Origin of the sequence: Viridibacillus arvi, from assembly GCF_001274945.1 — a bacterium.
Taxonomy (GTDB): domain Bacteria; phylum Bacillota; class Bacilli; order Bacillales_A; family Planococcaceae; genus Viridibacillus; species Viridibacillus arvi.
Genome location: NZ_LILB01000001.1, coordinates 120,843 through 134,185, shown reverse-complemented (window position 1 = coordinate 134,185; position 13,343 = coordinate 120,843). Strand labels below are relative to the sequence as shown.

Genomic DNA, 13,343 nt, shown 5'->3' with positions numbered 1-13,343 from the left:
CTCAGCATCATACTAGAGGACTCTTTTTCTTTCAAGACCCTGAATATCTTTCAAACAGGAATGCTGCCCCGTTAGTTGAACAAGAAAAAGGAGCTGTAATATTCAGCTCTATATTTCACTAAAGCACCCTTTAATTGAATAACTGCTTTACTTTATTTTCATCATCCAAATGTTTTTGTATGAACGTTTTTACCTCATCTTCACTTTGCATTCCTGTAAAATCTTCTCCATACCAATTTTGTAGTTTTTCTTTGGTAATTGTGTATTCTTCGTTCGCAAAATTAAACGTTATCCAATCTGCATTCTGAATTAAGGTGAATAAGAATGTAGCGTTATAAATAACAATTCCTTTATAATCCTGTTCTGATTCTTCCACGCTGTAATTCAGAATGATGCCATACGGCTCCTCATCTGTTTTCAGTTCAAATCCTTTAAATTGTTCTGCACTCTCTAATCGACTTACGATGTTCCCTACTGCACTGGAATTTCCAACATAAGCGTCTTTAAATTTGAACAAATCGCCAACATATCCAAATTTAACGTCAAGAGGTTCTTCACTCCCGCTTTTTGAATTACATCCACTCACAATCAGAGCTACCAGCAGTAAAAAAGACGAGAGTTTAAGTATTTGTTTCACAAGTATTCCCCCCAATAATAAATTACCTACTTAAAAAGTTACCACAACAATTCAACTAAATGGCCCGATTGTTGAACACAAGTTAAACAACACTCTTCAACTAACCTGCCTCGTTAGTTGAATAAGAAAAAGAGCTGTATAAACAGCTCAACGATCTTTTACTAAAGCACCCGTTAGCACAATAAGGGGGCTATTCAGATTTATGCGGATTTACAACGATAAGACTTCAATTTTTATACACGATTTTATTCATCAAAGACGATGGTGCAACATTACTTCAAATACTTCTAAACCTTTGCTATGACCGACTTTCAACAAAAATGCATAAAACAACTCATAAACAATGTTCATAAGAAAAGCCACGAACGTTGATTTAACAACATTAGTGGACTTTGAGTTCGTCTCCAAACTTGCATTTGGGAACGTTACTTGAATAAAGTATTAGTTAGTAGAAGAGCGATACTAACAAATTATACAAAGAATGGATAACGATTACCGACCAAAGAGATCCGCTTTTCTTATACACATAGCCAAATATAATGCTCAATATAAAAACTGTTAATGAGGTAGTTAAAATATAAGGGAATTCGAAAAGACCTTTATAAAACCAAATAGGAAAATGAATTGATATAAAAAGTAAAGATGTAATGGTATTAGCTATCCAAAATTTAAAAGAATCCATAAGTTTTCTTAACAAAAAACCCCTAAAGACAATTTCTTCAGTTATCCCAACTAATAGAATAGTATTAAGCCATTCGTTAAACCCTATTCGAAAATCGACATTATTATCTAAAATAGTGAAATTTAAAATTACGAAATAAGATATGAAGACTAAGGATGCCCAACCTGTCCATTTTAAACCATTTCTAAAGTTTTGACGTAACCCTAAATAGGAAAGTGGAACCTCTTTTTCCATAACTTTAACTAATAATAAAACTGGAATTATCCAAATAACTACTTTAATAACGGCTGATGTTATAGCTCTTGGAACAGAATCCATCAAATCTAAATATTGAACTAACAATAATTCTCTGATACACCATAGGGCAAAAAATGTTATGAAATATACCCAAATATAATTCTTATTTACTTTTAAATCTATCTGAAACTCCCTCTTTTCTTTTTATAGAATCCTGCTGCATTAGTTTAAGTACTTTTTTCCACAATCTTAATAGTTATTTTAACATAAATATCCATATAAAAATTAAAGTTCCCAAATCGTCATTAAGGAACATAACAATCATTAGCAGCCTAAATAACCCCCTCATTCAATTGAATGGGGGGTTATTAACTCTAAATGGAATGCGTTTCTTCAATCTACAATCTTTTAATTTTTCATTACCTTCCATTCATGCCTCTCTAAGAAATGCTCGGCTAACCCGTTTGCCTTGTTTGTGATACTTTGTGGATAATCTAATATTTCAAGAAGCTTAATTGCATTTTTCGTTTTTGATGGTCCAGAATGAATTTTATAATCAAAATGAACTTGACCATTTTCAATTGACTCACTGAAGTGATAATTTGTATACGTACTTTTTGTAATTTCGGTTAATTCGATATCATGTGAAGCAATGATATTCATCCCTTTATTCAAAGAAAGCCATTCCATCATTGCAGCTGATGCTGCTATCCGTTCTATCGTATTAGTTCCCTTTAGTATTTCATCAATAAATGAGATACATGGTTTACTTTGATCACACAGTTGGATAATACGTTTAAGTGATTTAATTTCAGCTATAAAGTAACTATCCCCATCTAGAACATTATCTTGAATCGCCATTGAAGTTACAATATAGCTAGGTTTCATTGTCCAGTTTTCTGCTAACACTGTATTAATTGTTTGTGCCAAGATTGTATTAATAGCAATTGCTTTAATATACGTAGATTTCCCTGATGCATTAGACCCTGTAATAAGTGTGCTCTTGCCTAGATTTGATGTGTTTTTTACTGGTTCATTGATAAGTGGATGAAACATATTTTTGAATGAAAGTTCCTCTTTCTGCACAAATATAGGGATACAAAATGTATCTAATGATTTTCTGTAAAACGCAACTGCTATCCCTGCATCGATTTGCCCAATAAGTTGCCATAAATCACGGTATTCTTCTTTATGTTTTGAAATCGTTTTAATAATGTTGTTGTAACTAATAAAATCCAACAAAAATAGTATTCGAATGTATTCAAAAATGATATCAAATTCTCCATTTCCTTTTCCCATTGAAGCAATATTGCTTAAAACTAAAACTTTTTTGATTGGCTGCATTTTGACTTTGAACTCGTTCGCAAATGTAGTAAATTCCGGATGTTTGACGGATGCAAAGCGTTTACCCGTATTGATGATAGCTGCGATGTACGATGTGGAGTATAAATTATTCTCTAACGCTGGTTTATTTTTATAGTATACGAATAAGTTAAGTAGAAAAGATCCTACTAAACTAAAAATTCCATACTTTAAGCTAATAAACATCAAAATGATTGAAGCAAATGGCATTAAAGCAAGCAATACATATATAGCTACATATTTTATGTTACTTTGATTCTCGTAAAAAAAAGAAGATGAGTTTGTAAAATCTTGTTTTCCAAGACCAGATAATATGCGTAAAATGTCTTCTCTTAATGCCTGATTACTTTCCAGTAATTCGTAAAGATTTTCTTTATCTTGTATATCTCTTAAAGATGGATCAATATCTCGAAGTTGATTAAATAAATATTCTGATCCGACCGAAGTCTGTGTGTAATTTATCTTTTTGAAAACAGTATTCATAGCAAGGTCATCCCACGTCAACTGATCTATACCGTCATATCTTAACTCACTATTTTTTTTATTTTCCCAGTACTTTAACACTGATTCATCATCTTCACTTTTTGCATTAAACTTTCCTGTTGCCCATTCTTTCCTAAACTTTTTTAGTCTTTTCTTTTTTATCATTAATATATTATAGATAAAGATAGCAATCGCAACTATTACAAGAATTATTATTAAATCCATTATTTCTTTTCCCTTCTTTTTCTTTGACCTTTCTTCACTTAAAAGTTAGTTCGTTCTGTTTTTTTAGTATAATTCCGAACCAAAACAAAAACCACGTTCTGACTTAATATCTAATAATTGTAAAATATATTACGTATTAAGTAAACAAAAAGGCATAACAATTAAGTCATGCCTTTCGTTGCAAAAAAAGTTTGTCATTTTGTTTTTATCTTCAGCTAAGCGATACCCTTCTTGAAGCATTGGGATACTCAATCCGAAGGTCATTTGTAGATGCGGATAATCTTTGAATTGTCTCCAATCTCCACCCCATTCAAATCCAAGCTCCTTTGCTATTTCTGCAACTTCGAACCAATCGGATTGTCCATTGTGATTACCATCATAATCAATATCCCATTCTATTCCGCCATTCGCATTCTTAATGGCATAGTCAAAGGCTAATCCATAATTATGAAAAGATTCTCCTGCCTTTGAATATGTGACGATGTTGCCTTGAGTAGATCTACCTTGATTGTACAACTCATCCTGCTTCTCAAATGGTCTAAGCCCTTCTGTTATTATGACATCAATATCTATTTCAGCTGCTTTTTCTAATAAGATATTTTTATTCACTTCCACAATAGGGTGTAGCTCGGTCGGGATTGGTGCCTCATCTCCCAGAAGAACGTATTTGTCTTCTTCTATTTGGTTATGTCGGCTAAATATATACAATAAACTAAAGGTAATTGTAAAAATAATAATGATAATGATTCCTGTAATTAAGCTGTAATTAATGTTGCTTTTCATGAAGAACTGTTCACCTCTAAAAAATGATTCCTCTTTAGTATGAAGCATTCAATTTTCCTCATTCATTATAACGTAAAAAGGCATAATTAAAAGGCTTGAACTCGGTACAATACTGAACTTAAACCCTTTATTGGCAATATATTCGTTTAAAAATTTGTAGAATCCTTAATAGATGGACTTAACTGGAATTTTACTCCATTTATTCATTTTATCTTGTATAATATAAAGTGAGAATATTTAGATATCTCTTTCTATCATTTTATACTGGCACCTATTAAGAGATGTTTCTCGTATTTATTAACTTTAAGAAAAGAGGAAAAGCTATGATTCAGTTTGGAAAGCCGGATATTACAAATTTTTTACAAAATTTAACCGTTAGTGATTTTGCGGTTAGTCCTGATGAAAAGCAGATTGTATTATGTACGAATTTTAATGGTCATTTTAATCTATGGGGAATGGATGTAGAGAAAAAATTTCCATATCCACTGACTTTTAATAATCAAATCTCACATTTTATTACATTTTCGAAAACAGGTGAATTCCTTTTAGCTGGATTTGATAAAGATGGTGATGAAAATAGCCAAATTTATGCGATTGCACCTGAGGGAGGAAGCATAGTACCTATCCGCTTTAAAGAGGGAGAGCGTCATTTCTACGCACATTTGACCGAGAATGGTAAAAATTTATATTACTCTACAACTGATGGGAATGCGAAGTATTTAAATAGTCTAGTTTATGACATTGAGGATGATAAGGAAAAGATACTTATAGAAGGTAGTGTTGCGCCTACTTTTATCGCTACAGTTAGCCCTGAAGAAAAATCATTTGTTTATATTAAATCGTTTGGGAATACGTATTCATTAGCATATGTACAGATCAATGATGAGGATGTATTGCTAACACCACCAACGGATGAGCAGCATACAGTATCCGGTCATGTATATACTTCTGAAGGCGAAATTTATTTTTTAACAAACTACGATGACGATTTTAGCTATTTAGCAAAATTTGATATTCAGTCGAGACAATTTAAAAAGGTGTTTCAATTAGAAAAAGAAGACTTTTCAAGTATTTATTATTCAAAAAAAGAGCATGCACTATATATCGTTGGTTCCTATGGTATAGAGGATCGGCTTTATCGTTATTCAATTGCAGATGGAACAAATGAAAAAATTGAAATACCTGTTGATATTATTGAGAAAATGATTATCATGCCAAGCGGACATTTATATTTGCTAGGCAAAACGGCTACGAAGCCAAATAATATTTTTGTTTCAAAGGAAACGGGATGTTCCTGGTTAGAGTTAACTCACTATAGAGTACCTGGTGTTCGAGACGCGGATTTGGTGGAACCCGAAGTGCTACGCTATCCATCGTTTGATGGTTTAGAAATTGAAGCACTCTTGTTCAAGGCGAAGGAAGAAAATTCGAATGGTTATGTTATTTTATGGCCACACGGTGGTCCACAATCAATTGAACGTAAATCATTTCGACCGATGTTCCAATTCCTTGTTAACCAAGGATACTCTATTTTTGCACCTAATTTCAGAGGCTCATCGAATTACGGATTAAACTTTATGAAGATGGTTGAAGGTGATTGGGGTCATGGCCCACGTCTTGATAATATTACTGGGATTGATTGGCTTATTGAAAAAGGCTATGCAGATCGTGATAAAATGCTACTTTTAGGTGGTAGCTATGGCGGCTATATGGCACTTCTCCTACACGGCCGTCATGCAGATTACTTTAAAGCGGTTGTCGATATTTTTGGTCCAAGTAATTTATTTTCATTTATTAAGTCTGTTCCGGAGTTTTGGGGACCATTTATGAAGCAATGGATAGGTGATCCAGAGAAGGATAAGGATAAATTAATAGCGGATTCACCAATTACGTATTTAGACGGTATGACGAAGCCTATGTTTGTTATTCAAGGGGCGAACGATCCTCGTGTTGTGCAAAAGGAATCTGACCAAATCGTGGCTGCGTTAAAGGAAAAAGGACGAGAAGTCGGATATACTGTGCTAGAAGATGAGGGACATGGATTCTCGAAAAAGGCGAACGAAATTTTCGTGTATAAAAAGATACTGGAATTTTTTAATACAGAAATTAATAAATAACTGTAATAACCTCCTATCCAAATTAATTGGTAGGAGGTTATTACAGTTTTAGATTTAAATATAAACAACTTTATTACTAAAAAACCTTTTGCCACGTTTTTAAAAATTGCAATGTGCTTTCTCTTCCAATACTAATTAAACTTTCTTTTGTTTTTTGATCTAGATCAAATTGTGTCGCACTGTAATTTTCAACGGGTATGAAAATAATATCCTTTTCAAGTCTACGAGAAATATATCGCTCATCATGTGCATCTTTCATAGTTGTAAAAAGTGCTTCAAATAATTGGAGACCATTGTTAATTTTTTGCGGATCCATATCTTCTCTCGGATGACTTAGCTTCAATCCAATAACTGGACGTTCCTTCCGGCCAATCTCATCATCAAATATCCATATAGGGAAATTACTAAGTACTCCCCCATCAACTACTATTGATTCTCCATTTGCTATCTTCAATTTGACCGGCTCAAAGAAAAAGGGTATCCCACAGCTCATACGTAAAGCACGGGCAACCGAGAATGACTCACCATCAATCCCGTAGTTTTTTAAATCATCTGGGAGTACAAGCATTTTACCATTAGTTAAATCCGATGCGATAAGCTTTATAGAACCACTTGGTAAATCACCAAATGTATAGATGCCTTTAAGTGCAAGCTTTTTATAAAACCATTTTTCTAAGGCTTTACCTTGATATAACCCCATTTTAAAATAAAGATTGAGCCATTTCAGAAATGACAACCCAAACAATGATTTAGGCGGATCAAGCAACGCAGAAACATCCAATTCATCTAGCATTTTTTCTATTTCATCCGAGGTAAATCCAGCTGCGATAAAACTTGCGAAAATAGCACCCGCACTTGTTCCAGCTACTCGATTAAAATGAATGTCCCTTTCCTCAAGCACTTGATATGCTCCTAAATATGCAAAACCTTTAATTCCCCCACCAGAAAATACCCCATCGACATTCAAATCTTTTCCCCCTTCATCCGTACTAATAACTCCGTAAGAAATGAGAGCGTTATTAAAAACTTATGTCGAAAATGCCGTAAAAATGTTTCACTTCTTTAATTTTTGTTTAGTTTGATAATCGAGGATCTACATGTTTTAGACATCTAAATGGATATAACTCTTTCAGTACAGTTAAACAAGAAAAACCCTCACTCAAGTGACGGCTTTTCAGTATGCTTAAAATTATAAATACTAGGATCCGGAATTATTTGAACGATATTTCCTTGATTGTTTATATAAATATATTCAATATCTTTTTCATCTTCAAAAACAACTGTAGATGTATATAAAGGACCCTTCATGCCAAAATTTGTCTCAATTTTAAAATCATTTTTATCGTATTTTTCTAACAAATAGTTATAAGTATCTTTTTCAAGAATAAAGAGTTTATACTTTACATACCCATAGCCTACTAAAGGCGTAATAAGTAATACGACAGTTATTATAGTTATAAAAATTGCAAATTTTTTTATTGTTGAACACCCCATTTCTCTATTATTCTCTTTATTATTTTATTCTATTTTCTTTATAATATTATTTCACTGAATACATTTGCTAATTATTAGTAATATTGAAATAAAAATGAAAGAGAACCTAAGTAAGGTTCTCTTTCATAAATAACAAAGAAAAGTAAATCCTATAATGAAATTAATCTCCGAGAAATTAGATGCTCACATAACGATGCTAACGGTAATCCAACTACGTTTAAATAATCCCCTTCAATACGATCGACCAAAAAGACACCTTCAGTTTGTATACCATAACCACCGGCTTTATCAAAAGGATCTCCAGTTGTGACATATGCTTCTAATAATGCATCAGAAACATTTTTAAAGATGACTGTCGTTTTTTCAACTAATGTTGATTCTGTCCCATCCTCTTCAATAATTCCTACAGCAGTTAAAACTTCATGTTCTGTATTACGAAGAGTGCGAAGATGTGCCATTGCTTCGTCATGACTCTTAGGTTTATGTAGTAATTGATTGTCTTTTGCTACGATTGTATCTGCGCCAATGACTACTCGCCCTGGTGATATTTTCGCCACCGCGCGCGCTTTTAATAGTGCAACCTCAGTAACATATTGTGATACTTCTGACGCTTGTACACTCGTTTCTTCTACATCAGCAGTTACGATTTCGAATGGTATATTTAAACGGCCGAAAAGCTCCTTACGTCGTGGTGATGCAGATGCTAAAATAAATGATCTTGTCGTTTGAAATTGCATAATCTTCACTCCTCATTTGTATCATACAAAAGATGACGGTATTTGCAAAGTGATGCGACAAAAAGGCCATTGTCAAAAAGCAATTTGTCGATTAAATTCCCCATCTAATGACGTTCCACACTATATACTGTAAAATAGGATATAAGTTTTTATACAAGGAGTAGGATTAATAGATATGAAAAAAACAGTACACGTAGTTGGTGCAATAATTGAAAATGAAGAAAATGAAGTATTTTGTGCGTTGAGAAGTCCAGAAATGTCGCTTGCGAATTACTGGGAATTTCCTGGTGGTAAAATTGAAGCAGGTGAAACACCACAACAGGCTTTAGAACGTGAAATTAATGAGGAGTTTAGCTGTAAAATTGAAGTTGGTCAAAAAGTAGAAGATACAACATACGAATATGAAAAAGTCATAGTCCGTCTAGAAACATATATGGCGAAAATCATCCATGGTGTTCCTACAATTAGTGAGCATGCTGATGCAAAATGGGTGCAACGTCAAAATCTATCACAACTCGATTTCGCTCCTGCAGATATTCCTGCGGTAGAAAAACTAGCTAATCAAAAATAATAGACTATGGGCGTGAATTTAATGGAACATTTAATAAGTAAAATTGAAAGTTCATTACATAAGGGCTTTATAGATCAAAACAAGCATGTATCAGCACAATTCAAACCAAAACTACTCACAAATAAAGCGCATGAAAATGTGCTATCTACTTTATTACAGGAACTAAAAACATGTAAGACTTTTACTTTTTCAATTGCTTTTATCACTGAAGGTGGTTTAGCAACTTTAAAAACGATGCTCTACGATTTAGAAAAAAAAGGGATTAAGGGCCGAATTTTAACTTCCACATTCCTAAGCTTTAATCAACCTAAAATGTTTAAAGAGCTTTTGAAACTTAAAAATGTTGAAGTACGTTTAACTAGCGTCAAAGGATTCCACTCAAAAGGATATATTTTCGAGCATGAAGATTATTATTCACTTATAGTTGGTAGCTCAAACTTAACAGATAGCGCTTTAAAAACAAATTTCGAATGGAATGTGTTTTTAACTTCACTAGAGGAAGGTGAAGTTATTCACCATTTTAAAAATCAGTTTGAAGATGCCTGGCATGAAGGAACTCTATTAACTGATGAGTGGATTGCAGCTTATGCACAAAATTATATTGCTGCCCCTTTCATTAAAACTAATTCTTCTAATATTATAGAAATGAGAACAGAATATCTTACAAACACATTAGCAGAGAGTCTTACTATTAAACCTAACAAAATGCAAAATGAAGCACTTCAGCAAATTAAAGCATTACGTGCAACCGGTGCAAAAAAAGGACTTATCATTTCTGCTACAGGGACAGGTAAAACATTTCTATCCGCATTCGATGTTCGCAATTTCCAGCCTAAAAAAATGCTTTTCATTGTACATCGCGAGCAAATCTTAAAAAAAGCAATGTCAGATTATCGTACAATATTAGGTGGAAACGAAGTAGATTATGGTATTTTATCGGGTAACTTCAAAGAAGTGAAAGCTCGTTATCTATTTGCAACGATTCAAACCATCTCGTCTGAACGCTATCTTCAACAATTTGTAAGCAACGAGTTTGATTATATATTAATAGATGAAGTACATCGTGCTGGCGCGCAATCTTATCAAACAATTTTTAATTATTTTGAACCTGAATTTTTACTAGGGATGACCGCTACACCTGAGAGAACAGATAACTTTAATATATATGAACTTTTTGATTATAACATTGCGTATGAAATTCGCTTACAGGCAGCACTTGAAGAAGATATGCTTTGCCCCTTCCATTACTTTGGTGTTACAGAGTATGAAAAGGACGGTGTTATTATTGATGAAGTTACTGAACTACAGAAGCTTGTATCACATGAGCGCGTACAACATATTATTAAAAAGATTAACTATTATGGTTTTTCTGGAGATAAAGTTCGTGGACTAATGTTTTGTAGTTCTAAGGAAGAAGCTCGCCAATTATCAGATACATTAAATGAGCAAGGATTGAAAACATGTGCTTTAACAGGGGATCATTCACAAAACGAACGTGAAGAAGCCATAAAAAAACTGACCTCTGGTGAGCTTGAATATATACTAACTGTCGATATATTCAACGAAGGGATAGATATCCCCTTCCTAAATCAAATCGTGATGCTACGCCAAACACAATCTAGTATTATTTTTATCCAGCAATTAGGACGAGGCTTGCGTAAACATGATTCAAAAGATTATGTTACGATTATCGATTTTATCGGTAACTATAAAAACAACTATCTAATCCCAATTGCTCTTTCAGGTGATCGTTCAATGAATAAAGATAACGTGCGCCGAAGAACTGTAAATACTGATTATATACAAGGTGTTTCAACAATAAGCTTTGAGGAAATTGCTAAGAAACGTATTTTTGAAGCTATTAATAATACAAATTTGTCTACTTTAAAAATATTAAAAGAGACATACAGCGAACTTAAAAATCGTTTAGGAAAAATTCCTTCTTTGCTAGATTTCATGCATCAAGAATCTCTTGATCCAGAAGTAATAGTAAACTACTCTGATAACTATTATTCATTTTTAATAAAAATGAAGGAAGAACTTCCTTCATTAACGACTTACGAATTAAAAACTTTATCCATGTTTTCACTTGAACTTTTAAACGGAAAAAGAATTCATGAAATATTGTTAATTGACATCTTGCTAAAAAACGGTTCGATTACTAAGTGTGAGTTTATTAAGCTAGTAAAAAATTTTGGTACATATCTTGAAGAAGAAACAATACAATCAGTTGAAAACATATTATCTTTAAACTTCTTTGTCACTGTTGCTCGTGAAAAATATGGAAATAAACCACTAATAGTACTGGATAACGATTACTATAAGTTTAGTGACGAAATAGCTCAAAGTTTAAAAAATGAAAATTACAAGAAATTCATCGAAGATATAATTGGATGCGCCTTAGAAAAAAACAAACACTATGATTCTACTCAACCATTTACTATATATAAAAAATATTCAAGAAAAGATGTTTGCCGCCTTTTGAATTGGGAAAGTAATGCGGAAGGCACCCTGAATGGTGGACATGTAAAATCAAATACATGCCCAATATTTGTGAATTATCATAAAGTAGAAGATGATGCAACCGTACATTATATGGATGAATTTCTTTCAAATGAAGTGTTTAAATGGTGTTCAACTAAAAATCGAAAAATTACTGCAAAAGATATTGCCCCAATTGTTAAATCTGATTCAGAAAATACTACAGTACATTTATTCGTTAAAAAGCATAATGGTGAAGGCAAAGACTTTTATTACTTAGGAAACGTAAAAGTCGATGAATCTAGTGCCATAAACGATCATTTAATTGATAAAGGTAAAGCTTACAATGTTGTAACAATGAACATGATTTTAGAGCATCCAGTAGAATACAATATGTATCATTATTTAGTAGAAGAATAAAAACTCGAAGCGAAATTGCTTCGAGTTTTTTTACACTAATTTAAAATCAGTAAACCATCCTATTTACTTAAACACATTCTTCTTATGCCACTTAAAATACTTTTTATTTGGTTCACTTCGATTTACACGCATTTTAGGGTTAACACCATATTTCTCATAATCGCTTTCATACAGTCTGTCTGATATATGAATTTTACCTGTACCATCAAATGCAATATAACCTTTATCGTATAAAGCATCATGATTACAGCATAGTAACAAACCATTGTATGGATCTAACCGCTCTTCATTCGTGCTGTCTTTCCAAGGTTTTGAATAGCTCGCACGTAGCATGGCCGGTAAATCAATCCCACATAATGCACATTGATGATTCCAGAATGGAGCTAAAGCTTCTTTATGCTTTTGCTTTCCTTTACGGATTTTCACTTTCGCTTCCGCTTCTGTTTCTGCAATAATCGGTATTAAACTATTACGCTCTTTACTTACAATAGGCCCGATTGCAAACTCTAGTTGTTCCTGATCCTCCTCATAAATATTTAAATCACTTATGAGTTCTAGAATTTTAATAGCTAATAACTCGTTACAAGGAAATAGATATCCCTGATTTCCATCACCATTTTCCTGAAAAGCAGAATACTTTAATGGAAGAAGCGGCTGAATCTCTTCAAAATGCCTTTTAATATTTAGTGGCTTCTCTAATTCTTCATAAACAGTCTCAACAGTATAACCATCGACACTATTCTCACTTTTATATGGATTTAACGATTCACTAAAATCTGTTTTTGTAATACTTACTGCTACTATATCACCTTTAACATAGTGAAAAATACAGTCCCCTGATTCAACTTCTTTCATTCGTCCCCAGGAATGCGGTGTTTGACCACTCTTGTCTAGCTGGTGTGACCAAATAATATTATGTTTTTTCTCTTCTTCATACGTTTGTCCTTGCATAACTATATAAAAATTCACGCCAATGCACCTCTTACATTATTCTAATACAATAATACCACTATTAAGGTCTAATACTGTAGAATGATGCTTTATTCTACATTTCTACTATGATATTCTCTCCTCCATTAAGTTTCCGAAGTAAACGACGTAAGCCATTGAAAGA

Annotated in this window: 11 protein-coding genes; 3 read left to right on the top strand and 8 right to left on the bottom strand. The window is 32.9% G+C overall.

What is annotated here, in order from left to right:
• Positions 1 to 130: 130 nt before the first annotated feature.
• The 4 genes from AMD00_RS00605 to AMD00_RS00590 all read right to left on the bottom strand — a co-directional run bounded on the left by AMD00_RS00605 (position 131) and on the right by AMD00_RS00590 (position 4,457).
• Positions 131 to 637 (bottom strand): DUF4825 domain-containing protein, encoded by a 507-nt coding sequence (locus tag AMD00_RS00605; RefSeq protein WP_053415167.1) that lies wholly within the window; start codon positions 635 to 637, stop codon positions 131 to 133.
• A 445-nt stretch (positions 638 to 1,082) separates the two neighbouring features.
• Positions 1,083 to 1,661: a CPBP family intramembrane glutamic endopeptidase gene (locus AMD00_RS00600; RefSeq protein ID WP_053415166.1), complete on the bottom strand. Its 579-nt coding sequence runs from the start codon at positions 1,659 to 1,661 to the stop codon at positions 1,083 to 1,085.
• A gap of 303 nt (positions 1,662 to 1,964) precedes the next feature.
• Positions 1,965 to 3,626: a MutS-related protein gene (locus AMD00_RS00595; protein ID WP_053415165.1), complete on the bottom strand. Its 1,662-nt coding sequence runs from the start codon at positions 3,624 to 3,626 to the stop codon at positions 1,965 to 1,967.
• 129 nt (positions 3,627 to 3,755) lie between these two features.
• On the bottom strand, positions 3,756 to 4,457 hold the full coding sequence (locus AMD00_RS00590; RefSeq protein WP_245639411.1) for a M15 family metallopeptidase: 702 nt from the start codon (positions 4,455 to 4,457) through the stop codon (positions 3,756 to 3,758).
• Between the two features lie 275 nt (positions 4,458 to 4,732).
• On the opposite strand from AMD00_RS00590, the gene AMD00_RS00585 reads away from it, so the two are divergent.
• The gene (locus tag AMD00_RS00585; RefSeq protein WP_053415164.1) at positions 4,733 to 6,526 is read left to right on the top strand and encodes a S9 family peptidase; all 1,794 of its coding nucleotides are present in this window, start codon (positions 4,733 to 4,735) and stop codon (positions 6,524 to 6,526) included.
• 76 nt (positions 6,527 to 6,602) lie between these two features.
• Here the strand turns inward: AMD00_RS00585 and AMD00_RS00580 are convergent, their stop codons facing one another.
• The 3 genes from AMD00_RS00580 to AMD00_RS00570 form a co-directional block, all read right to left on the bottom strand.
• Positions 6,603 to 7,493: a patatin-like phospholipase family protein gene (locus AMD00_RS00580; protein ID WP_053415163.1), complete on the bottom strand. Its 891-nt coding sequence runs from the start codon at positions 7,491 to 7,493 to the stop codon at positions 6,603 to 6,605.
• Between the two features lie 188 nt (positions 7,494 to 7,681).
• The gene (locus tag AMD00_RS00575; RefSeq protein WP_053415162.1) at positions 7,682 to 8,020 is read right to left on the bottom strand and encodes a DUF3139 domain-containing protein; all 339 of its coding nucleotides are present in this window, start codon (positions 8,018 to 8,020) and stop codon (positions 7,682 to 7,684) included.
• A gap of 149 nt (positions 8,021 to 8,169) precedes the next feature.
• Positions 8,170 to 8,757 (bottom strand): Maf family protein, encoded by a 588-nt coding sequence (locus AMD00_RS00570; protein ID WP_053415161.1) that lies wholly within the window; start codon positions 8,755 to 8,757, stop codon positions 8,170 to 8,172.
• A gap of 175 nt (positions 8,758 to 8,932) precedes the next feature.
• Here AMD00_RS00570 and mutT point away from each other — a divergent pair, with 175 nt between their 5' ends.
• Together mutT and AMD00_RS00560 are read left to right on the top strand one after the other, a co-directional pair.
• Complete coding sequence (gene mutT, locus AMD00_RS00565) at positions 8,933 to 9,328, top strand: 8-oxo-dGTP diphosphatase MutT (protein WP_053415160.1); 396 nt, start codon at positions 8,933 to 8,935, stop codon at positions 9,326 to 9,328.
• A gap of 21 nt (positions 9,329 to 9,349) precedes the next feature.
• Positions 9,350 to 12,229, top strand: a complete 2,880-nt coding sequence (locus AMD00_RS00560) for a DUF3427 domain-containing protein (protein WP_053415159.1) — start codon at positions 9,350 to 9,352, stop codon at positions 12,227 to 12,229.
• Between the two features lie 63 nt (positions 12,230 to 12,292).
• Here the strand turns inward: AMD00_RS00560 and AMD00_RS00555 are convergent, their stop codons facing one another.
• Complete coding sequence (locus AMD00_RS00555) at positions 12,293 to 13,198, bottom strand: HNH endonuclease (protein ID WP_053415158.1); 906 nt, start codon at positions 13,196 to 13,198, stop codon at positions 12,293 to 12,295.
• Positions 13,199 to 13,343 lie beyond the last annotated feature (145 nt).

What these genes read in the sequence shown, in the direction of transcription:
- AMD00_RS00560 (WP_053415159.1), top strand. Translation starts at nt 9,350, where the DNA reads ATGGAACATTTAATAAGTAAAATTGAAAGTTCATTACATAAGGGCTTT.
- AMD00_RS00570 (WP_053415161.1), bottom strand. Translation starts at nt 8,757, where the DNA reads ATGCAATTTCAAACGACAAGATCATTTATTTTAGCATCTGCATCACCA.
- AMD00_RS00590 (WP_245639411.1), bottom strand. Translation starts at nt 4,457, where the DNA reads ATGCTTCATACTAAAGAGGAATCATTTTTTAGAGGTGAACAGTTCTTC.
- AMD00_RS00585 (WP_053415164.1), top strand. Translation starts at nt 4,733, where the DNA reads ATGATTCAGTTTGGAAAGCCGGATATTACAAATTTTTTACAAAATTTA.
- mutT (WP_053415160.1), top strand. Translation starts at nt 8,933, where the DNA reads ATGAAAAAAACAGTACACGTAGTTGGTGCAATAATTGAAAATGAAGAA.
- AMD00_RS00595 (WP_053415165.1), bottom strand. Translation starts at nt 3,626, where the DNA reads ATGGATTTAATAATAATTCTTGTAATAGTTGCGATTGCTATCTTTATC.
- AMD00_RS00575 (WP_053415162.1), bottom strand. Translation starts at nt 8,020, where the DNA reads ATGGGGTGTTCAACAATAAAAAAATTTGCAATTTTTATAACTATAATA.